This window comes from Streptomyces sp. NPDC030995 (assembly GCF_055571215.1).
In genome coordinates this window covers 19,936-41,601 of record NZ_JBVIFS010000035.1, presented here as the reverse complement: position 1 = coordinate 41,601, position 21,666 = coordinate 19,936, and the positions used below count along the sequence as shown (strand labels likewise).

Genomic DNA, 21,666 nt, shown 5'->3' with positions numbered 1-21,666 from the left:
CACCGCTGACCGGAGCCGGAGGCTCGTCGCGGAACCAGCCCTCGGGCGCCACCGGCTGCCCCGGCACCGCGCCCAGCGGCGGGTGCACCGGCTGATGGGTGGTGTCCCAGGTGTCGGACTGCCAGGTCTGGGTCCCGTACGGATCCTGCTGCTGTTGCTGCGCGTACTGCTGCTGTTCCTCAGGCGTGCTCATCGGCTCCCGCTCACCCGCCCGCGAACGGCGGGAGCACCTCGACGGTGCCCCCCTCGGTCAGCAGGACGGAATCATGCGGGCGCTTGCCCACAGGCTCGTCATTCACCAGGAAGGAGCAGCGCAGCAGGACCCGGGTCAGCTCCCCGGGGTGGCGTTCCCGCACGGCGTCGAGCGCCTCGGCCAGGGTGCGCGCCGAGTACGGCTCCTCCGCCGTCTTGGCCGCGGCCTTGGCCGCCGCCCAGTAGCGGATGGTTCCGGTTGCCACTGCAGCTCCTATCGTCGGCTCTCTACCGTCGGCCTCCATGATGGCCCCTCCCACCGCCCGTCCCGGCGTGCAATCCGGTGAAAGCGGGCATGCGCGTGCCGCGGGCGTGGCACGAACCACAGAAGTGGAAGCCGTAGAGGCCTCGGCCGGGAAAGGGCGGGTGGGCTATTCTGCTGGCGAGAGGATCCGGGCAACGTTGCCCCCGGGTCCTTTTGTGCTTTCAGCACGTTGAACGAACCGAGAACAGTGGTATCCATGCGGACCCCAGGGCGCGGGGACCGCACAGGGCGCCGGCGACACCGTACGAAGCAGTACCACGCACGTCCTCGACGGGACCGAGGAGGAACCGACGTGATGGACCAGCGAACCGTGCACCACCGTCCGACCCGGGCAGGTGGTCGGTCGTGAGCTCTCTCCTGTTGCTCACCAACGCGCTGCAGCCCTCGACCGAGGTGCTGCCCGCACTCGGCCTGCTGCTGCACAACGTCCGGGTGGCCCCGGCCGAGGGCCCTGCCCTCGTGGACACCCCGGGCGCCGACGTGATCCTCGTCGACGGCCGCCGCGACCTGCCGCAGGTGCGGTCGCTGTGCCAGCTCCTGCGCTCCACCGGGCCCGGCTGCCCGCTGATCCTGGTCGTCACCGAGGGCGGCCTCGCGGCCGTCACCGCCGACTGGGGGATCGACGACGTCCTCCTGGACACCGCCGGTCCCGCCGAGGTCGAGGCGCGGCTGCGGCTGGCCACCGGCCGCCAGCAGCTCGGCTCGGACGACTCCCCGATGGAGATCCGCAACGGCGATCTTTCGGTGGACGAGGCGACGTACTCCGCCAAGCTCAAGGGGCGGGTGCTGGACCTCACCTTCAAGGAGTTCGAGCTGCTCAAGTACCTCGCGCAGCACCCGGGCCGGGTCTTCACCCGCGCCCAGCTGCTCCAGGAGGTCTGGGGCTACGACTACTTCGGCGGCACCCGGACGGTCGACGTGCACGTACGGCGGCTGCGCGCCAAGCTCGGCCCCGAGCACGAGTCGCTGATCGGCACGGTCCGTAACGTCGGCTACCGCTTCGTGACCCCGGAGAAGGTCGAGCGGGCGGCGGCGGAGGCCGCGGCCCAGGCGGACCGGCAGGCCGCGGCCCAGGCAGCCGCGCAGGCCGCCGCGGTCGTCACCCGGTCGGCCGAAGACCCTGTGAGCATCCACTCCCCCGTACGCCCTGCCCAGAGGTAGGTCACCCCGCGTAGACTCCCGCGTGTGGCCAAGGTGACGCGGGATGATGTGGCGCGACTTGCGGGTACCTCTACCGCCGTCGTGAGCTATGTCATCAACAACGGACCCCGGCCGGTTGCCCCGGCCACGCGCGAGCGTGTCCTCGCCGCTATCAAGGAGCTGGGCTACCGCCCGGACCGGGTCGCCCAGGCGATGGCCTCACGGCGAACCGACCTCATAGGCATGATCGTCCCGGATGCCCGGCAGCCGTTCTTCGCGGAGATGGCGCACGCGGTCGAACAGGCCGCCGCCGAGCGCGGGAAGATGGTGCTGGTCGGCAACTCCGACTACCGCGACGAGCGCGAGGTCCACTACCTGCGGGCCTTCCTCGGCATGCGCGTCTCGGGTCTGATCCTGGTCAGCCAGGGCATGAGCGAGCGCGCCGCCACGGAGATCGAGGCCTGGGACGCACGGGTCGTACTGCTGCACGAGCGCCCGGAGGCCATCGACGACGTCGCCGTCATCACGGACGACATCGGCGGCGCCCAGCTCGCGACCCGGCACCTGCTCGAACACGGTCACGAGTACGTCGCCTGCATCGGCGGGGTCGAGAACACCCCGTCGGTCGGCGACCCGGTGGCCGACCACGTCGAGGGCTGGCGCCGGGCCATGCAGGAGTCCGGCCGCTCGACCGAGGGCCGGCTCATCGAGGCCCCGTACAACCGCTACGACGCGTACAAGGTCGCTCTGGAGGTCCTGGCCCGGCCCGACCGCCCGACGGCGATCTTCTGCGCCACGGACGACCAGGCCATCGGCGTCCTGCGCGCCGCGCGGGAGCTGCGTATCGACGTGCCCGGGGAACTGGCCGTGGCCGGCTTCGACGACGTCAAGGAGGCGGCCCTCACGGACCCGCCCCTGACCACCATCGCCTCGGACCGCCCGGCGATGGCCCGCGCGGCGGTGGACCTCGTCCTGGACGACTCCCTGCGCGTGGCCGGCTCCCGCCGCGAACGGCTCAAGCAGTTCCCGTCGGCCCTGGTGATCCGCCGGTCCTGCGGCTGCCGCTAGGCCTTCTCTTTCGGATCTTGTCGGGCGGTACGGGGGGAAGTCCCGTCACAGCGCCATGAAGGCCAGCGTCGCGGCCACCGACGTCGCGACGGCCAGGATCACCCACCGGTCGTCCGGCCGGTTACGGCCGTCGGCGTAGGCCGCGACGATCAGCAGCGGGCCCGGCGGGAGGAACAGCAGCACGCCGAACAGGGCGAAGAGCAGGCCCAGGGGCAGCATCACCGCCCCCATGACGATGCAGACCACGACGAAGGCCTTCGGCCGGCGGCGCAGCAGGAGCGGTGTGGCGACCAGGGCCGCCAGACCGAGGAGAAGGCACAGCGCCACGGGGCCGCCCGCCCCGAACCCGACGAGCGCCATCGTGGCGGCCGCCAGGGCGGCGGCCACGGCCCATGCCCACGGCCCGTCGGCCACCCTCTGACGTACGTCCCCGCCCATGCCCTCGCCCCTACCCGCCCCAGATTTGAACACGTTCATCTGAACACGTTCAAGATAGCGGAGGGAGGGGGTCGACGGAAGCGGCCTTATATCGGGCATACGCGGTTCTGTCGGGCTTCTCAGGCCAGACTCAGGAAGCTCTCATGATCGGCACCCAGAGTCGGAGCCATGACCGAGAGCTTCCGCCGCGAAGGCGAGTACCCCCAGAACCGCCCGGCCCAGCCCGCGCCCTTCGGCGAGGACTGGCAGCGGGGACGTGACCGGCTGGCCCAGGACGCCGCGGACGCCTCGTACCCGCCGCCGCCCGCGCACCCGCCCGCCGCGCCCGGCTGGCACGAGGCCCACCAGCCGCCGGTGATCCAGGGCGAGACGGTCCCGGCCGCCGACGGCGCGGGCGGTCGGGACGGCGGCTCGAACGGCCAGGGCGGCCCCGCCCATGCCGCCGCCCCCGCTCGCCGCGCCAAGAAGCCCGTCGCGCTGCTGGCGGCCGTCGCGCTCGCCGCGGCCGTGATCGGCGGCGGCACCGCGGCCGCCGTCCAGCAGCTGATGGGCCACCAGAACGGCACGGTCGGCGGCGCCTTCAACGGCACCAACGTCTCGCAGTCCAACATCGGCACCGTCTCCGGCGTCGCCGAGCAGGCCGGCCCCTCGGTCGTCCGCATCGACACCGCCACCGCATCCGGCCAGGGCACCGGCTCCGGCATCGTCGTCACCGCCGACGGCGAGATCGTCACCAACAACCACGTCGTGAACGGCGCCTCCGAGATCGAGGTGACGATGAGCGACGGCAAGAAGTACAAGGCCAAGATCGTCGGCACCGACCCCGACAAGGACCTCGCCCTGATCAAGCTCCAGGGCGCGAGCGGGCTCACGCCCGCCAAGCTCGGCGACTCCGACAAGGTCAAGGTCGGCGACCAGGTCGTCGCCATCGGCTCCCCCGACCGCCTCACCGGCACGGTCACCAGCGGCATCGTCTCCGCGCTGAACCGCGAGGTGAACGTGCCGAAGTCGGAGCAGCAGTCCCCGCAGCGCCAGCAGCAGGACGGCGGCGGCTGGCCGTTCTCCTTCGAGGGCCGGCAGTTCAACGGCAACCCCGGCTCGAACACCACCTCGTACAAGGCCATCCAGACGGACGCCTCCCTCAACCCCGGCAACTCCGGCGGCGCCCTCTTCAACATGAACGGCGAGATCGTGGGCATGCCCTCCGCGATCTACTCCCCCTCCAAGGACAGCTCCAGCGCCGGCAGCGTCGGCCTCGGCTTCGCCATCCCGGTCAACACGATCAAGGCCGACCTGCCCTCCCTCCGCAAGGGCGGCCCCGGCGGCACGGGCTCCGCCGGCTCCGACACCGGCAGCTTCACCACCAACGGCTACGGCACTTCCTATTAGCCCGTCGTGCGAGGCTGGGAGACGCCCGCCCGCACCGAAGACCACCACCCAGGGGGACCAACCATGTCTGCAACCACCGGCATGGGCGCCGAAGGCGAAGCGCGGATCCTCGTCGTCGACGACGAGCCGGCCGTCCGCGAGGCCCTGCGCCGCAGCCTCGCCTTCGAGGGGTACGCCGTGCAGACCGCCGTCGACGGGCTCGACGCCCTCGACAAGGCGGCCTCGTACTCCCCCGACCTGATCGTCCTGGACATCCAGATGCCCCGGATGGACGGGCTGACGGCCGCCCGCCGGCTGCGCGCCGCCGGCAGCGTCACGCCCGTCCTGATGCTCACCGCCCGCGACACCGTCGGCGACCGCGTCACCGGCCTCGACGCGGGCGCCGACGACTACCTCGTCAAGCCGTTCGAGCTCGACGAGCTCTTCGCCCGGGTCCGCGCCCTGCTGCGCCGCAGCTCCTACGCCGCCCCGCAGACCGGCGGCGAGGGCGGCCACGAGGACGCCCTGACCTTCGGCGACCTGCGCATGGACCTCGCGACGCGCGAGGTCACCCGGGCCGGGCGCCCGGTGGAGCTGACCCGTACCGAGTTCACGCTGCTGGAGATGTTCCTCGCGCACCCGCGCCAGGTCCTGACCCGCGAGCAGATCCTCAAGACCGTCTGGGGCTTCGACTTCGAGCCCAGCTCCAACTCCCTGGACGTGTACGTGATGTACCTGCGCCGCAAGACCGAGGCGGGCGGCGAGCCGCGCGTGGTCCACACCGTGCGCGGGGTGGGCTACGTCCTGCGCGCCGGCGAGAGCGGGCCCGAGTGAGCCGAATGGGCCCGGCGGCCAGATTCCGCGCGCTGCCGTTGCGCTCCCGCCTGGCGCTGCTGGTCACGGTGGCGGTGGCGCTGGCCGTGGCCGCCGTCGCCGCCGTGTCCTGGGTGATGGTGCGCACCCAGCTGCGCGACCAGCTGGACCGTACGCTGCGCGCCACCAACGCGGAGGGCCAGGCCAACCAGGTGTACGGGACGATCGGCTGCATCAGCGGCGGCGCCCTGCCGGACCGGCCCGCGAACAACCTCAGCGCGCAGGTGCAGATCGTGCTGGCGGACGGCAGGCACTGCTGGGTCGACGGCAAGAACACGCTGGAGGTCACCAAGATCGACTTGGAGGTCGCCCAGCGCCGGCGCGGGGCCGTCCTCTACGACTCGACCACCTCCGACGGCACCCCGGTCCGCGTCTACACCCAGCCCGCCCTGGTGGACCGGCAGCCCGCCGCGCTGACCGTGGCCAAACCGCTCGCGGACATCGACAAGCCCCTGTCCACCCTGGCCTGGGTGCTGCTCCTCGTCTCGGGGATCGGAGTCGTCGGCGCGGGCGCGGCCGGCCTGTGGGTGGCCCGTGCGGGACTTCAGCCCGTCGACGAACTCACCGACGCCGTCGAGCACATCGCCCGTACCGAGGACCTCACCGTCCGCATCCCCGACGAGGGCGACGACGAGATCGCCCGCCTTTCGCGGTCCTTCAACTCGATGACGGCGGCCCTCGCCTCCTCCCAGGAGCGCCAGGCCCAGCTGATCGCGGACGCCGGGCACGAGCTGCGCACCCCGCTCACCTCGCTGCGCACCAACATCGAGCTGCTGGCGCGCAGCGAGGAGACCGGCCGGGCCATCCCGCCCGACGACCGGCGGGAGCTGCTGGCCTCGGTCAAGGCGCAGATGACGGAGCTCGCCGCGCTCATCGGGGACCTCCAGGAGCTGTCCCGGCCGGACGCCGGGGGCGGCAGCCCGCTCCAGGTGGTGGCCCTGCACGAGATCGCCGGGGCTGCGCTGTCCCGGGCCCGGCTGCGCGGTCCCGAGCTGTCCTTCAGCTCCGACCTGTCGCCCTGGTACGTACGGGGCGAGGCGGCGGCCCTGGAGCGGGCCGTGGTCAACGTCCTGGACAACGCGGTGAAGTTCAGCCCGCCGGGCGGCGCGGTCGCGGTGACGCTCCGGGCGGGCGAGCTGACCGTACGGGACCACGGCCCCGGCATCCCGGCCGACGACCTGCCGCACGTCTTCGAGCGGTTCTGGCGCTCCCCGTCGGCCCGCGCCCTGCCCGGCAGCGGCCTGGGCCTGTCGATCGTGGCCCGTACGGCGGCCCGCGCGGGCGGCAGCGCCGAGCTGCGGGCGGCGGCCGACGGCGGCCCGGGCACGGAGGCGGTGCTCCGCATCCCGGGGGCGCCGGCCCCGCCGCCGGAGCTGCCGTCAGACGGGGTTGTGCCGCAGCAGTGAGGCGACCAGGCCGGAGCGGGTGTTCGGGAAGTCCATCGGGACGATCCCCAGCCCGGTCCGGCCGGCCAGCTCCCCGCCGTCGACAAAGGCGTGCACCTGCGGGTTGAGCCGGTCGGAGTTCCAGCGGGGCGGCATGTACGCCGAGGTGCTGGTGTAGTTCACGAAGAGCTTGCCGGGCTGCTGGACGGCCTTGCGGAAGTGGTTCTCGATCTTGCCGCGCTTGGCGAAGGGCTCGGCGTTGTAGTCGTCCTGGATGTCGAAGACGTTGCCGTCGCCGTAGCGCAGGCCCGGCAGACCGCCGTTGTCGGCGAGCAGGACCACCTTCCCGCGGGCCTGCCCGAGCGAGGGCAGGGTGTCGGAGATCCGGAACAGCGGGCGCCAGCCGCGGTTGTCGAGGTAGTCGTCGAAGACGGCGCGGAAGGTGGCGTCGCTGTCCGTCGAGTACTCCTGCTTGAGCCGCATCAGGACGGTCTCGGAGGGGTGCGCGGCCAGGAAGTTCCAGCAGGCGACGAGGACGTCCCCGAACATCAGGTTCTGGTAGAAGGACCCGTGGTGGATGGCGAAGGAGCCGCCCGTCACCCGGCAGCGGACGTCGAGGAAGCGGATGCCCGAGTCGAGCTGTTCGGCGATCGAGGTGTTCTGGCAGGCGACGTAGAGCCCGCCCTGGCGGGCGCCGGAGTCGTGCGTGCCGGGGATGGTCATCCGCTGCAGCGCGGTGGAATCGGACAGGCCCGCCATCCAGTCCTGCGTGCCGAGTGCCGTGGCCGCGGCGGGTGATGCGCCGAGTCCGACCGCAACGCCCGTAGCCATTGCTCCGACCAGAAACGCCCGCCGGTCCATTCCCACGCCCATGCCCATGCCCGCCCCTTTGCCGACCCAGTGGTGGCCGAATTATGGCGTGCCCACGTCAATTCCACTACCCATGGGTAGCACCGCCGCCCGCGCGGCCGGCTGGTTGCGACGGGGTCGGGTGTGTGCCGGGGCGTCCCCGCAGGGCGCCGAACACAACACCGCCGCACTCCCCGACCCCTCGCCACGTTCGGCGCCCGAGGAGACGCCCCGGCGCGCGCCCGGCCCCGGCTGGGCCGGCCCCCCCGCGCGCGCCGACGGACGGCCCCAGCCAAAATCCAGCCCCGCCGGCGTTTGAGGCGCGGGTCCGGGCAGAGCCCGGCAAGCCCAACCCGGCCCGGGAGGGCACCGGCCCCCCGCGGAACCGGCCTAAGCCTCCAGCAAATCCGCCATGCGGCGCAGCCCTTCGGCGAGTTCCCGCCCGCTCGGCGCCTGCTCCGGGTCGGTCAGGGACTGCACCATCACCCCGGTCAGCAGCGCGATGTGCAGCGACCCGAGGGCTCGTACGTCCTCCTCGGCGACCGCGTCCTCGGGCACCCCGCGCAGTTGCGCGGCCACCATGCGCCGGGACCTGCGCTGGCCCTCGGCCAGGGTCGCGAGGAGCTCGGGCGAGGACTGGGCGTGCACGAAGGCCTCGACGTTGGCGAGCCACAGCCAGCGCATGTCGCCGAAGTCCCGGATCTTGCGGTCCCAGGTGTCGGCGTACCGCGCCTCGGCGGTGTCCCCCTGCCCGGTGAGCCGCCCGGAGCCCGCGGCCCACTCGTCCATGGCGGCGAAGAGCGCCTGGTTGAGCAGCGCCTCGCGGGACCCGAAGTGGTAGCCGATGGCGGCCATGCTTACCTGCGCGGCGGTGGCGATGTCGCGCACCGTCGTGCGCAGATAGCCCTTCTCCTCCAGGCAGCGGCGCGCTCCGGCCAGCAGGTCCTCGCGATTTCCCATGCCGGGATCGTATCCGCGCAGGATTTTGGGCAAGCGCCCTACACGATCGTATTGCGCACCTGCCCAAATCCTGGCAGGCTTCAGCCATCGGAAGATCCACGGGACTTACGGGAGGAACCTCCATGCGCCACGAGCTGAAGATCGACGACCGCACCCTGTCCTACCGGGACTTCGGGGGCGCGGGCCGCCCGCTGCTCGCCCTGCACGGAGGCATGTCCGAAGGGGCCGCCTTCACCGGACTCGCCGAGGCCCTCGGCGAGGACTGGCGGGTCATCGCCCCCGACCAGCGCGGCCACGGCGACTCCGACCGGGCCCCCGACTACAGCCGCGAGGGATACGTCGCCGACGCCGTCGCCCTGCTCGACCACCTCGGCATCGAGGCCCCCGTGGTCGTCCTCGGCTACAGCCTCGGCGGGCTCAACGCCTACCACCTGGCCGCCGCCCACCCCCACCGGGTCGCCGCGCTCATCGACGTGGACGCCACCGTGCAGATCCACCCCGCGGAGTCCGACTGGTTCGCCTTCCTGCGCGGCCTGCGCTACACCGCGCCCACCACCGAGGAACTGCTGGCCGCGGCCGGACCGGTGGGCGCCCGGTTCGTCGCGCAGGCGCTGCGCCCGCTCCCCGACGGGACGGGCTGGCGCCTGCCGTTCCACCCGCAGGACCAGCTCGACTCGATCGAAGGCTGCCGCGGCGACCACTGGGACACCTGGCTCGCGAGCGACTGCCCGGCGCTGCTCGTCCACGGCATCCGCAGCGAGGCGCTCACGCAGGAGGTGGCCGACGCCATGGTCTCCCGGCGCCCGGGGACCTCGTACGCGCCCCTGGACGGCGACCACTTCGTGCCGTTCCAGGACCCCGAGGGCTTCTACGGGGCCGTCGCGAAGTTCCTCGCCACGCTCTGAGAACGCCGAAGGGGCGGCGGGCCGACCGCCCCCCCGCCCCTCACAGGGGTACTGGCGTACTACTTGACGACGGTGATGCGGTCCGCCGCCGGCGGGGCGATCGGGGCCGCCGCCGTCGACTTCATCAGGTAGGCGTTGAAGCAGTCCAGGTCGGACGCGCCCACCAGCTTGTTCTTGTGCTCCTTCAGGACGGTGAAGCCGTCACCGCCGCCCGCGAGGAACTCGTTCATCGCGACCCGGTAGGTCTTGGCGGGGTCGATCGCCGCGCCGTTCAGCTTCACCGAGTCCACGACGATGCGGTCCGCACCGGTCTTCGTCATGTCCAGGGTGTACGTGAAGCCCTTCGACACCTGAAGGATCTTCGGGCTCACCCCGTTGACCGGGCCGGAGACCTGCTGCTGCAGCGCGGTGATCAGCTGCGCGCCGGTCAGGTCCACGATGTTCATCATGTTGTTGAACGGCTGGACCGTGTAGGACTCGCCGTACGTCACCACACCGTCGCCCTCGTCACCCGCGGCCTTGTAGGCCAGGTCGGCACGGATGCCGCCCGGGTTCATGATGGCCAGCTGCGCGCCGCCCTTGTCGGCCGGCGCCAGCGCCTCCAGCTGCGCGTCGGCGATCAGGTCACCGAGCGGCTTCTCGGGCGCCTCCGAGCCGCGGCCCGGGATGTCGGCCGCGATGAAGCCCTGCGGGCGGTTCGCGATCGGGGCCGCGAGGGCCTTCCAGCGGTCGACCAGCTCGGTCATGTCCGGGGCCTTGGGCTGGTCCCGGGTGACGACCTTGTTGACCGGCTTGGGCGAGGCGGCCGGCGTACGGACGATGTCCTTGGACTGCCGGTCGTAGGTGAGGGTGGTGTCCGTGAACAGGCGGCCGTAGGAGGCGGCCGAGGTGACCGTACGCGGGTTGCCCGCCGGGTCGGGGATGTTGCACGAGTACGCCTGGTGCGTGTGGCCGGTCACCAGCGCGTCGACCTTCGGGTCCACGTTCTTGGCGATGTCCACGATCGCGCCCGAGATGCCGGCGCCGGCGCCCGGGACGTCGCAGTCGTAGTTGTACGCGCCGCTCGCGGGCAGACCGCCCTCGTGGATCAGCGCGACGATCGACTTCACGCCCTGCTTGTTCAGCTCGGCGGCGTACTTGTTGATCGTCTCGACCTCGTCGCCGAACTTCAGGCCCTTGACGCCCTCGGCGGTCACGACGTCCGGAGTGCCCTCCAGGGTGACGCCGATGAAGCCGATCTTCACGTCGCCCTTCTTCCAGATGAAGGTGGGCGACATCAGCGGACGCTTGGTCTTCTCGTCGGTGACGTTCGCGGCGAGGTACTTGAACTCGGTGCCCGTGAACTCCTTTCCGTACTCGAAGCAGCCCTCGACCGGGTGGCAGCCGCCGTACACCATGCGGCGCAGCTCGGTCTTGCCCTCGTCGAACTCGTGGTTGCCGACGCTGGACACGTCCAGCTTGAGCTTGTTCAGCGCCTCGACGGTCGGCTCGTCGTGGAAGATGCCGGACAGCATCGGGCTGCCGCCGATCATGTCACCGGCGGCGGCGGTGACGGAGTACTCGTGGCCCTTGCGGGCCTCGCGCAGGCTGGTCGCGAGGTACTCGACCCCGCCCGCGGGTATGGCTTTGGTGGTGCCGTCGGCCTGACGTTCGCTCACGCTGCCGGAAGAGCCCTGCGGGGGCTCCAGCGTGCCGTGGAAGTCGTTGAACGACAGCATCTGTACATCGACGGTCCGGCCCTTGGCCGCACCGCCACCACTCGCGGCTCCGGCCGGCAGTGCGGCGGCGACCATCGCCCCGGCCCCGGCCGTGACGGCGAGGGCGGCGAAGGTCAACCGGCGGGTTCGGCGGTGCCGTTGTGGCGTCGCTGACATTTAGTCCCCTTTGTGGACAGCGATACTGCTTGGGAGGTCCGGGGAAGCCTATTGTCAACGCGCGTAGCACGACAGGGGTAACCGGTATCGAGCTGGTTAAGGACAGGAGACATCCGCCACGGCCGGACTCCTCCCGACACCCCTCACAGTCGTAGGCTCATGCCATGACTGACGCAGCAGCGGCCCTGGAGCCAGGACGGCAGATTCAGACCCTCGACGAGCTGACGGAAGAACAGGCCGACGCCGTCATCGACCTGATCGAGGACGCGGCCCGTACGGACGGCACCACCGCCGTGTCCGAGCAGGGCCGGCTCCAGCTGCGCGGCGGGCCGCGCGAGGGGATCCGGCACTTCCTGCTCACCGAGGGCGGCCGGCTCGCCGCGTACGGGCAACTGGAGGACACCGACCCGGTGGAGGCACCGGCCGCCGAGCTCGTCGTACACCCGGCCCTGCGGGGACGCGGGCACGGGCGGGCGATGGGGATGGCCCTGCTGGCCGCCTCCGGCAAGCGGCTGCGGGTCTGGGCCCACGGCGGCAAATCGGCCGCCCGGCACCTGGCGCAGGTACTCGGCCTGACCCTCTTCCGCGAGCTGCGCCAGCTCCGCCGGCCGCTGGCCGAGGGCGACCCGCTGCCGGAACCGGTGCTCCCGGCCGGCGTGACCGTACGGACCTTCGTGCCCGGCACCGACGACGAGGCCTGGCTCGCGGCGAACGCGGCCGCCTTCGCCCACCACCCCGAGCAGGGCTCGCTGACCCAGCGGGACCTCAACGACCGGATCGCGCAGCCCTGGTTCGACGCCAAGGGCTTCTTCCTCGCGGAGCGCGGCGGGGAGCTCATCGGCTACCACTGGACGAAGGTCCACGCGGCGGAGCAGCTGGGCGAGGTCTACGTCCTCGGCGTCCGCCCGGGCGCCCAGGGCGGCGGCCTCGGCAAGGCCCTCACCGCGATCGGCCTGCGCCACCTGGCGGCCCAGGGCCTCCCGACGGCCATGCTCTACGTGGACGCCGACAACCCGGCGGCCCTCTCCGTATACGAGGGCCTCGGCTTCACCACCCACGAGGTGGACCTGATGTACCGCACGGAAAGCTGACCGTTCCGGCCGGGCACGATTCAGCCCCGCCGGGCAAATCCAGCCCCGCCGGCGTTTGAGGCGCGGGGGTCCGGGGGCAGCGCCCCCGGCCACGGCGCCGCGCTGCCCCCACGACTCGTGCCCCAGGCAGAGCCGGGAAGCCACACGCCATTAACCGGGCATTCAGACGGCCTTGCGACTGTCGCTGAATGCAGCCCCGACTCCGACTGACGGCCGACACTTCCGACGCGCCTGTCCTCCCGCGTGCGCGGAAGAATGGAGTCATGAGCCACCAGCCCAGCGCAGGCCCCACCGAGGTCCCCGCCCAGCACCCGTCTCACACGTCCGCCGCCGCCCAGGCATCGGCCCAGACAAAGGCCGAGGCGAAGGCCCAGGCAAAGGCACAGGCCAAGGCCGAGGCCGAGGCAAACGGCCAGGCGGCCGCCCAGACGCCCCGCATAGGCTCCATCGCCGCCCACCGCCCCCACGTCGACCTCGAGCCCGACCTCGACGCCGACCTGGACGTGTACGACGACAAGGACGGCGGCGAGCTCCCCCCGGGACGCTTCCTCGACCGGGAACGCAGCTGGCTGGCCTTCAACGAGCGGGTGCTGGAGCTGGCCGAGGACCCGACGACCCCGCTCCTGGAGCGCGCCAACTTCCTGGCGATCTTCGCGAGCAACCTCGACGAGTTCTTCATGGTCCGCGTGGCCGGCCTCAAACGGCGTATCGCGACCGGTGTCGCCACCCGTTCGGCCTCCGGCCTCCAGCCCCGCGAGGTGCTGGACCTCATCTGGACCCGCTCGCGCGAGCTCATGGCCCGGCACGCCGCCTGCTTCCAGCAGGACATCGCCCCGGCCCTCGCCGAGGAGGGCGTCCACCTGATCCGCTGGCCCGACCTCACCGAGAAGGAGCAGGCCCGCCTCTTCACGCTGTTCCGGAACCAGATCTTCCCGGTGCTGACCCCGCTGGCCGTGGACCCCGCGCACCCCTTCCCGTACATCTCCGGCCTCTCGCTCAACCTGGCCGTCGTCGTACGCAACCCGGCCAGCGGCCACCGCCACTTCGCCCGGGTCAAGGTCCCGCCGATCCTCTCCCGCTTCCTGGAGGCCTCCCCGCAGCGCTACGTCCCTCTGGAGGACGTCATCGCCGCGCACCTGGAGGAGCTGTTCCCCGGCATGGAGGTGCTCGCGCACCACATGTTCCGCGTGACCCGCAACGAGGACCTGGAGGTGGAGGAGGACGACGCCGAGAACCTCCTCCAGGCCCTGGAGAAGGAGCTCATGCGGCGCCGCTTCGGCCCGCCCGTGCGCCTGGAGGTCGAGGAGTCCATCGACCCGGGCGTACTGGACCTCCTCGTGCAGGAGCTGAACGTCAACGCCTCCGAGGTGTACCCGCTGCCCGGGCCGCTCGACCTGACGGCGCTCTTCGGCATCGCGTCCCTGGACCGGCCCGAGCTGAAGTACCCGAAGTTCGTCGCCGGCACCCACCGGGACCTCGCCGAGGTCGAGTCCGCGCACGCGCCCGACATCTTCGCCGCCCTGCGCGAGCGGGACGTGCTGCTGCACCACCCGTACGACTCCTTCTCCACGTCGGTGCAGCGGTTCCTGGAACAGGCCGCGGCCGACCCGGACGTCCTCGCCATCAAGCAGACGCTCTACCGCACCTCCGGCGACTCCCCGATCGTGGACGCCCTGATCGACGCCGCCGAGTCCGGCAAGCAGGTCCTCGTACTCGTCGAGATCAAGGCCCGCTTCGACGAGCAGGCCAACATCAAGTGGGCGCGCAAGCTGGAGGAGTCCGGCTGCCACGTCGTGTACGGGCTCGTCGGCCTCAAGACCCACTGCAAGCTCTCCCTCGTCGTCCGCCAGGAGGGCGACCAACTGCGCCGCTACGCGCACGTGGGCACCGGCAACTACCACCCCAAGACGGCCAGGCTCTACGAGGACCTCGGCCTGCTCACCGCGGACCCGCAGGTCGGCGCGGACCTCTCCGACCTCTTCAACCGGCTCTCCGGCTACTCCCGCCGCGAGACCTACCGCCGGCTGATCGTGGCGCCCCGCTCGCTGCGCGACGGGCTGATCGCGCGCATCGACAAGGAGGCCGACCACCACCGGGCCGGCCGCCCCGCGTACGTGCGCCTGAAGATGAACTCGATCGTCGACGAGGCCCTCATCGACTCGCTCTACCGGGCCGCCCAGGCGGGCGTGCCCGTCGACATCTGGGTGCGCGGCATCTGCGCCGTGCGCCCCGGGGTCCCCGGGTTCTCGGAGAACATCCGGGTCCGCTCGATCCTCGGCCGCTTCCTCGAACACTCCCGGGTCTTCGCCTTCGGCAACGGCGGCGAGCCCGAGGTGTGGATCGGCAGCGCCGACATGATGCACCGCAACCTCGACCGCCGTATCGAGGCACTGGTCAGGGTCGCCGACCCGGCCCACCGCGCGGCACTGGACCGGATGCTGGAAACCGGAATGTCCGACCTCACGTCCTCCTGGCACCTGGGCCCGGACGGCGAGTGGACCCGGCACAGCACGGACGCGGAAGGCCAGCCGCTGCGGCACGTACAGGAGATGCTCATAGACGCCCGGAGGCGCCGGCGTGGCTCAGCCAAACCATGACCCGATTACGGCGACGGCGGACGCAGGTGACGTGCTCGGCGCGTACCTGCGTTCCCAGGCCACCGCTTTCCTGCGCGGCCTGCGCCTGCACGAGGAGAGCGGGGCCGACGCCGCCGAAGGCAGCGACGCGGCGCGCAGCCTGCGGGGGGCTGCGCGCCGCATCAGCGGATCCCTGGCCACCTTCCGGGTGGTGACCGAGTCCTCCTGGGCCGACGGGCTGCGCACCGAGCTGGTGTGGCTGTCCTCGACGCTGGCCGACGAGCACGCGTACGCCGCCCGGCTGGCCCGGCTGATGGACGCGCTGCACCGGCTGGCGGGGTCCCCGGAGCTCCCGGCGCCGCGCGGCACGGCCGGCGCGCTGACGGTGGGCTCGGCGCGGGCCGGCGCCCTGCTGGAGCGGCAGCTGACCCTGGCCCGTACGCGCGCCCACTCGGCCACGCTCCAGGCGCTCGGCTCCGCCCGATTCCACGCGGTGGCGGACGCGGTGGCGGTGCTGGCGTCCGAGGTCCCGCTGGACGCGGTCGCGGCCCGGGGGCGGGTGTCGGAGGTCCTGGTCCCGCTGGCAGCGGTGGCCGAAACCCGACTGTCGGCGGCGGTCTCGGCGCTGCCGCCGACCGGCGGCAGCGCGGCGGCGCCGAGCCCGTACAACGCGGACCACGACGGGCTCTGGCACGAGGTGCGCCGCCTCCTGCGGGTCCACCGCTACGCCCAGGAGGCGCTCGGCGAGGACGTGACCCGCCCGGCGGCCGCGGGCGGGGCCCTGGACCGCCACCGCGACGCGGCCGAGGCGGCCGCGGCCTCGGCGACGGCGGCCCGCACCCCGCGCATCGCCCCGGCGACGGCGTACGCCCTGGGCGTCCTGCACGCCGACCAGCGCCACGAGGTCGAGGCGGCCCGCTGCGCCTTCCAGGAGATCTGGCTTCCCGAGCCCGCGGTCACACCGCGGTAACGGCCGGATAACGGATGATGACGCCTGTGGGCGTACCGGTCGCAGCGCACCGGGTCGTCCGCCACGGTTCACCGTCCGTTCACTCTCCCCGGTCGGCTGCTTCACCTGTTCTGCCTAGTTTCGGTGGTGCACGGAGCGAGTCGCCGGACAGAACGAGCGGCCTCCCCGGCAAACGACGTAGTCCTCTTCGCACGCCGCCCCGATACAGAAAGCGGCCGGCGGCTTCTGGAAGGAACACCCGAAAGTGAAGCTTCAGCGCAAGAACATGCTTCGTGCCTCCGCCCTCGGGGCGCTCGTCGTGTCCGGCGCCCTGGTCCTCACGGCGTGCGGCTCGGACGACAACACGAAGACCGCCGACGGCACGGCGAAGCCCTCCGCGGCCGCCGCCGGCGACATCAAGTGCGACGACGCCAAGGGCAAGCTCCTGGCCTCGGGCTCTTCCGCGCAGAAGAACGCGGTCGAGCTGTGGATCAAGAACTACATGGCCGCCTGCTCCGGCGTCGAGGTGAACTACAAGTCCTCCTCCTCCGGTGAGGGCATCGTCGCCTTCAACCAGGGCACCGTCGGTTTCGCCGGCTCCGACTCGGCGCTGAAGCCGGAGCAGGTCGAGGAGTCGAAGAAGATCTGCACCGGTGGCCAGGCCATCGACCTGCCGATGGTCGGCGGCCCGATCGCCCTCGGCTTCAACGTCGCCGGCGTGGACAAGCTGAACCTCGACGCCGCCACGGTCGCCAACATCTTCAACGACAAGATCAAGAAGTGGGACGACGAGGCGATCAAGAAGCTGAACCCGGGCGTCACGCTTCCCTCCACCGCCATCCAGGCCTTCCACCGCTCCGACGACTCGGGCACCACCGAGAACGTCACCAAGTACCTCAAGGCCACCGCGCCCGACGCCTGGCCGTACGAGGCCGCGAAGAAGTGGGCCGCCCCGGGCGGCCAGTCCGCCTCCGGCTCCTCCCAGGTCGCCGCCCAGGTCAAGCAGGTCGACGGTGCGATCGGCTACTTCGAGCTCTCCTTCGCCAGCTCGCAGAGCATCAGGACGGTCGACCTGAACACGGGCGCCGCCGCCCCGGTCAAGGCCACCGGTGAGAACGCCTCCAAGGCCATCGCCGCCGCCAAGATCTCCGGCACCGGCTCCGACCTGGCCCTGAAGCTCGACTACGCCACCAAGGCCGAGGGCGCCTACCCGCTCGTCCTGGTCACGTACGAGGTCGTCTGCGACAAGGGCAACAAGGCCGAGACGCTCCCGACGGTGAAGTCCTTCCTGAACTACGCCGCCTCCGACGCGGGCCAGAAGGTCCTCGGCGAGAACGGCTACGCGCCGATTCCGGCCGAAATCAACGCCAAGGTCCGCGACATCATCAAGACCCTCGGCTAAATCCTGACCCCCGAGGTGTCGGCCGCCCCCGTCCGGGCAGCCGACACCCGGGGACCCTTCCCCTCCACCCGGGGGAAATCCGGTGCACCGCCGCCAGGGGGCCTGCCCCCCACACAGACCGGAAAGACCATGGCTTCCACCACACCCACCCAGATAGACACGGCTCCGCCTGTCGCCAAGAGCGAAAGGTCCACCGGCCGCGCCGGTGACAAGATCTTCGCCGGGCTCTCCAAGGGATCCGGCATCCTGCTCCTGGTCATCATGGCGTCGATCGCCGCCTTCCTGACCTACCGTGCCTCGATCGCCCTGTCGAAGAACGAGGGGAACTTCCTCACCACCTTCGACTGGAACGCGTCGGCCAACCCGCCCGTCTTCGGCATCGCCGTCCTGCTCTTCGGCACCGTCGTCAGCTCGATCATCGCGATGGCCATCGCGGTTCCGATCGCTGTCGGCATCGCCCTCTTCATCTCGCACTACGCGCCGCGCAAGCTGGCCGCGCCCCTCGCGTACGTGGTCGACCTGCTGGCCGCCGTGCCGTCGATCATCTACGGCATCTGGGGCGCGCTCTTCCTCGTCCCGCAGCTGAACGGCCTGAACCTCTGGCTGGACGAGTACCTGGGCTGGACGTACGTCTTCGAGAAGACCCAGGTCGGCGTCGCCCGCTCGCTCTTCACCGTCGGCATCCTGCTCGCGATCATGATCCTGCCGATCGTGACCAGCGTCAGCCGCGAGGTCTTCCTCCAGGTCCCGCGCATGAACGAGGAGGCCGCCCTGGCCCTCGGCGCGACCCGCTGGGAGGTCATCCGGATGTCGGTGCTGCCCTTCGGCCGCTCCGGCGTCATCTCCGCCTCGATGCTCGGCCTCGGCCGGGCCCTCGGCGAGACCATGGCCGTCGCGACCGTCCTCTCCCCGAGCTTCCTGATCTCGTTCCACGTCCTGAACCCGGGCGGCGGCACCTTCGCGCAGAACATCGCCGCGAAGTTCGACGAGGCCAACGAGTTCGGCCGGGACGCGCTGATCGCCTCGGGTCTGGTCCTCTTCCTGCTCACCCTGCTGGTCAACGGTGCAGCTCGCCTGATCATCGCTCGCCGCAAGGACTTCTCGGGGGCGAACGCCTGATGAGCCACGCACTCCAGGACCAGCGGCCCGTGCGGGCCCGCAAGTCCGCCGCCCCCGCCAGCCTCACCCGTGGCGGCCTGCCCCGCTGGGCCCCGGCCGGCATCGCGGTCCTCTCGACCGCCCTCGGCAGCGGCATCGGCCTCGTCTTCGACCTCCACAGCAAGATCCAGTGGGGTCTCCTCGCAGCCCTGCTGTTCGTCGGCATCACGTACACCGCCAGCGCGGTGATCGAGAACCGCCGCCAGGCCAAGGACCGCGTCGCGACCTCCGTCGTGTGGGTCTGCTTCGTCCTCGCGGTCATCCCGCTGTTCTCGCTGATGTGGACCACGGTCAGCCGTGGCGCGAAGCTCCTCGACGGGAACTTCCTCGGCCACTCCATGAACGGCGTGACCAGCTTCGACCAGGGCGGCGGCGTCTACCACGCCCTGCTCGGCACCATCGAGCAGGTCGGCCTGGCCACCCTGATCGCGGCGCCCATCGGCCTGCTGACCGCCGTCTACCTGGTCGAGTACGGCCGGGGCTCGCTCGCCAAGGCCGTGACCTTCTTCGTCGACGTCATGACCGGCATCCCCTCCATCGTCGCGGGTCTGTTCATCCTGACGACCTGGAACCTGATGCTCGGCTTCGGCCCCTCCGGCTTCGCCGGCTCCATGGCCCTGTCGATCCTGATGATGCCCGTCGTGGTCCGCTCCACCGAGGAGATGCTCAAGCTCGTCCCGAACGAGCTGCGCGAGGCCGCACTGGCCCTCGGTGTGCCGAAGTGGCGCATGATCCTCAAGGTCGTGCTCCCCACCGCCATCGGCGGGATCTCCACCGGTGTGATGCTGGCCGTCGCCCGCATCACCGGTGAGACCGCGCCGATCATGCTGCTGGTCTTCGGCTCCCAGCTGATCAACGGCAACCCCTTCGAAGGCGCCCAGTCCTCGCTCCCCCTCTACATCTGGGAGCAGTACAAGGTCGGCAGTGAAGCCTCCTACGACCGGGCATGGGCCGCAGCCCTCGTCCTGATCGCCTTCGTCATGATCCTCAATCTGGTGGCCCGCGGCATAGCCCGCTGGAAGGCCCCGAAGACCGGTCGCTGACGCGACTACAGAAAGCGAAGTGACCCCTCATGGCGAAGCGAATCGACGTCAGCGGACTGTCCGCCTTCTACGGCAACCACAAGGCCATCGATGACATCTCGATGACCGTGGAGCCCCGCTCCGTGACCGCCTTCATCGGCCCGTCCGGCTGCGGCAAGTCCACCTTCCTGCGCACCCTGAACCGCATGCACGAGGTCACCCCCGGCGGCCGCGTCGAGGGCAAGGTGCTCCTGGACGACGAGAACCTGTACGGCGCCGGCGTGGACCCCGTCGCGGTCCGCCGCACGGTCGGCATGGTCTTCCAGCGTCCGAACCCCTTCCCCACCATGTCGATCTTCGACAACGTGGCGGCGGGCCTGCGGCTGAACGGCAGCTTCAAGAAGTCCGAGCTCACGGACATCGTGGAGAAGTCCCTCCAGGGCGCCAACCTCTGGAACGAGGTCAAGGACCGCCTGAACAAGCCCGGCTCCGGCCTCTCCGGCGGCCAGCAGCAGCGTCTGTGCATCGCCCGCGCCATCGCGGTCGAGCCCCAGGTCCTGCTCATGGACGAGCCCTGCTCGGCGCTCGACCCGATCTCCACCCTCGCGATCGAGGACCTGATCGGCGAGCTCAAGGAGCGCTTCACGATCGTCATCGTGACGCACAACATGCAGCAGGCGGCCCGCGTCTCGGACCGCACCGCCTTCTTCAACCTCTCCGCGGTCGGCCAGCCCGGCAAGCTCATCGAGCTCGACGACACGGACCGGATCTTCTCGAACCCGTCCGTGCAGGCGACCGAGGACTACATCTCGGGCCGCTTCGGCTAAACCGGACGAGACATCACGCGGCTCCGCCGCGTGACCCACACGTCCTGCGGTGCTGCATGGCGGTGCCACCGCACGGCGGAAGAAAGAAAAAGGGCCGGCTCCCCCTGGGTGGGGGGAGCCGGCCCGCTTTCGTACCTGCCTAGACGAACGCCAGGTTCACGGTCCAGAAGCTCACCGCGGCGACCAGGGCCACGGCCGGCATCGTGATACTGCATCGCCCGGGGGATGACCCCCGGACCCCCAGCAGGAGGCCGGCTCCGGCTAGACGAACGCCAGGTTCACGATCCAGAAGCTCACCGCGGCGACCAGGGCCGCGGCCGGCATCGTGATGAACCAGCCCAGGATGATGTTCTTGGCCACGCCCCAGCGGACCGCGTTCACCCGCTTGGTCGCGCCCACACCCATGATCGCCGAGGTGATCACGTGGGTGGTGGAGATCGGCGCGTGGAAGAGGAACGCCGAGCCGAACATGATCGAGGCACCGGTGGTCTCGGCCGCGAAGCCCTGCGGCGGGTCCAGCTCGATGATCTTGCGGCCGAGCGTACGCATGATGCGCCAGCCACCCGCGTACGTACCCAGCGACAGCATCACGGCGCACACGATCTTGACCCAGATCGGGATCGCGGCATCGGCGGCCTGCACATCGGCGATGACCAGCGCCATCACCACGATGCCCATTGTCTTCTGGGCGTCCTGGAGGCCGTGACCGAGGGCCATCGCGGCCGCCGAGACCGTCTGCGCGATACGGAAGCCGCGCTTCGCCTTGTGCGGGTTGGCCCGGCGGAACATCCACAGGATGACCACCATCACCAGGTAACCGGCGACCAGACCGACGACCGGCGAGACGAACATCGGGATGACGACCTTCTCGACCACGCCGTCCCACAGGACGTCGATGCCGCCGGCCAGCGCCGCGCCCACCATGCCGCCGAACAGGGCGTGCGAGGAGGACGAGGGCAGGCCGAAGTACCAGGTGATCAGGTTCCAGACGATCGCGCCGACCAGCGCCGCGAAGAGGATCCACATGCCCCGGTTGCCGTGGGGCGTCTCGATCAGGCCCTTGCTGACCGTCTTGGCCACCCCGCTGCCCAGGAAGGCACCGGCGAGGTTCATGACGGCGGCCATGGCCAGCGCCGCGCGCGGCGTCAGTGCCCGCGTCGAGACGGAGGTCGCGATCGCGTTCGCGGAGTCGTGAAAACCATTCGTATAGGTAAAGCCGAGCGCGACACCGATGGTCACGACCAGAGCGAAGGTGTCCACGAGG

19 protein-coding genes are annotated in these 21,666 nt (G+C 71.1%); 13 read left to right on the top strand and 6 right to left on the bottom strand.

Features of this window, described 5'->3' with window-relative positions; translation table 11 throughout:
* Positions 1–203 precede the first annotated feature (203 nt).
* Positions 204–458, bottom strand: a complete 255-nt coding sequence (locus tag ACZ45T_RS33195) for a MoaD/ThiS family protein (protein WP_069921255.1) — start codon at positions 456–458, stop codon at positions 204–206.
* A 404-nt stretch (positions 459–862) separates the two neighbouring features.
* On the opposite strand from ACZ45T_RS33195, the gene ACZ45T_RS33190 reads away from it, so the two are divergent.
* Positions 863–1,678: a response regulator transcription factor gene (locus ACZ45T_RS33190; RefSeq protein ID WP_468447847.1), complete on the top strand. Its 816-nt coding sequence runs from the start codon at positions 863–865 to the stop codon at positions 1,676–1,678.
* Between the two features lie 24 nt (positions 1,679–1,702).
* A complete protein-coding gene (locus tag ACZ45T_RS33185) occupies positions 1,703–2,725 on the top strand; it encodes a LacI family DNA-binding transcriptional regulator (protein ID WP_468447846.1) in 1,023 nt (340 codons plus the stop codon).
* 45 nt (positions 2,726–2,770) lie between these two features.
* Here ACZ45T_RS33185 and ACZ45T_RS33180 read toward each other — a convergent pair whose 3' ends face one another.
* Positions 2,771–3,202 (bottom strand): hypothetical protein, encoded by a 432-nt coding sequence (locus tag ACZ45T_RS33180; RefSeq protein ID WP_468447845.1) that lies wholly within the window; start codon positions 3,200–3,202, stop codon positions 2,771–2,773.
* 129 nt (positions 3,203–3,331) lie between these two features.
* Here ACZ45T_RS33180 and ACZ45T_RS33175 point away from each other — a divergent pair, with 129 nt between their 5' ends.
* The 3 genes from ACZ45T_RS33175 (at position 3,332) to ACZ45T_RS33165 (ending at position 6,810) form a co-directional block, all read left to right on the top strand.
* On the top strand, positions 3,332–4,552 hold the full coding sequence (locus tag ACZ45T_RS33175) for a S1C family serine protease (RefSeq protein WP_468447844.1): 1,221 nt from the start codon (positions 3,332–3,334) through the stop codon (positions 4,550–4,552).
* Positions 4,553–4,633: 81 nt separating this feature from the next.
* The gene (locus ACZ45T_RS33170; RefSeq protein WP_468447877.1) at positions 4,634–5,365 is read left to right on the top strand and encodes a response regulator transcription factor; all 732 of its coding nucleotides are present in this window, start codon (positions 4,634–4,636) and stop codon (positions 5,363–5,365) included.
* A gap of 5 nt (positions 5,366–5,370) precedes the next feature.
* Positions 5,371–6,810 (top strand): HAMP domain-containing sensor histidine kinase, encoded by a 1,440-nt coding sequence (locus ACZ45T_RS33165; protein ID WP_468447876.1) that lies wholly within the window; start codon positions 5,371–5,373, stop codon positions 6,808–6,810.
* On the opposite strand, the gene ACZ45T_RS33160 is transcribed toward ACZ45T_RS33165, so the two are convergent.
* Entirely contained in the window at positions 6,784–7,650 is an 867-nt protein-coding gene (locus tag ACZ45T_RS33160) for a phosphatidylinositol-specific phospholipase C (RefSeq protein ID WP_468447875.1), read from the bottom strand. The two genes, ACZ45T_RS33165 and ACZ45T_RS33160, sit on opposite strands and share 27 nt — an antisense overlap.
* A 378-nt stretch (positions 7,651–8,028) precedes the next feature.
* Positions 8,029–8,598 carry a TetR/AcrR family transcriptional regulator gene (locus ACZ45T_RS33155; RefSeq protein ID WP_468447843.1) on the bottom strand — a complete coding sequence of 190 codons (570 nt, stop codon included), beginning with the start codon at positions 8,596–8,598 and terminating at the stop codon, positions 8,029–8,031.
* A 122-nt stretch (positions 8,599–8,720) separates the two neighbouring features.
* Between ACZ45T_RS33155 and ACZ45T_RS33150 the strand changes: the two genes are divergently transcribed.
* The gene (locus ACZ45T_RS33150; RefSeq protein ID WP_468447842.1) at positions 8,721–9,503 is read left to right on the top strand and encodes an alpha/beta fold hydrolase; all 783 of its coding nucleotides are present in this window, start codon (positions 8,721–8,723) and stop codon (positions 9,501–9,503) included.
* 59 nt (positions 9,504–9,562) lie between these two features.
* Here the strand turns inward: ACZ45T_RS33150 and ACZ45T_RS33145 are convergent, their stop codons facing one another.
* On the bottom strand, positions 9,563–11,377 hold the full coding sequence (locus ACZ45T_RS33145) for a bifunctional metallophosphatase/5'-nucleotidase (protein WP_468447841.1): 1,815 nt from the start codon (positions 11,375–11,377) through the stop codon (positions 9,563–9,565).
* Between the two features lie 164 nt (positions 11,378–11,541).
* On the opposite strand from ACZ45T_RS33145, the gene mshD reads away from it, so the two are divergent.
* The 7 genes from mshD to pstB all read left to right on the top strand — a co-directional run bounded on the left by mshD (position 11,542) and on the right by pstB (position 20,402).
* Positions 11,542–12,468, top strand: coding sequence for a mycothiol synthase (mshD, locus tag ACZ45T_RS33140; protein WP_468447840.1), 927 nt, complete (start codon positions 11,542–11,544; stop codon positions 12,466–12,468).
* 263 nt (positions 12,469–12,731) lie between these two features.
* A complete protein-coding gene (locus tag ACZ45T_RS33135; protein ID WP_468447839.1) occupies positions 12,732–15,065 on the top strand; it encodes an RNA degradosome polyphosphate kinase in 2,334 nt (777 codons plus the stop codon).
* Positions 15,046–16,014, top strand: coding sequence for a CHAD domain-containing protein (locus ACZ45T_RS33130; protein ID WP_468447838.1), 969 nt, complete (start codon positions 15,046–15,048; stop codon positions 16,012–16,014). Before ACZ45T_RS33135 ends, ACZ45T_RS33130 begins: the two co-directional genes overlap by 20 nt.
* Before the next feature lie 244 nt (positions 16,015–16,258).
* Positions 16,259–17,395: a phosphate ABC transporter substrate-binding protein PstS gene (gene pstS / locus ACZ45T_RS33125; protein WP_468447837.1), complete on the top strand. Its 1,137-nt coding sequence runs from the start codon at positions 16,259–16,261 to the stop codon at positions 17,393–17,395.
* Between the two features lie 129 nt (positions 17,396–17,524).
* Positions 17,525–18,514, top strand: a complete 990-nt coding sequence (gene pstC, locus ACZ45T_RS33120; protein ID WP_468447836.1) for a phosphate ABC transporter permease subunit PstC — start codon at positions 17,525–17,527, stop codon at positions 18,512–18,514.
* Positions 18,514–19,596 (top strand): phosphate ABC transporter permease PstA, encoded by a 1,083-nt coding sequence (gene pstA, locus ACZ45T_RS33115; protein WP_468447835.1) that lies wholly within the window; start codon positions 18,514–18,516, stop codon positions 19,594–19,596. Before pstC ends, pstA begins: the two co-directional genes overlap by 1 nt.
* Before the next feature lie 29 nt (positions 19,597–19,625).
* Positions 19,626–20,402 carry a phosphate ABC transporter ATP-binding protein PstB gene (pstB, locus tag ACZ45T_RS33110; protein WP_468447834.1) on the top strand — a complete coding sequence of 259 codons (777 nt, stop codon included), beginning with the start codon at positions 19,626–19,628 and terminating at the stop codon, positions 20,400–20,402.
* Positions 20,403–20,663: 261 nt separating this feature from the next.
* On the opposite strand, the gene ACZ45T_RS33105 is transcribed toward pstB, so the two are convergent.
* Positions 20,664–21,662 (bottom strand): inorganic phosphate transporter, encoded by a 999-nt coding sequence (locus ACZ45T_RS33105; RefSeq protein ID WP_468447833.1) that lies wholly within the window; start codon positions 21,660–21,662, stop codon positions 20,664–20,666.
* Positions 21,663–21,666: the final 4 nt, after the last annotated feature.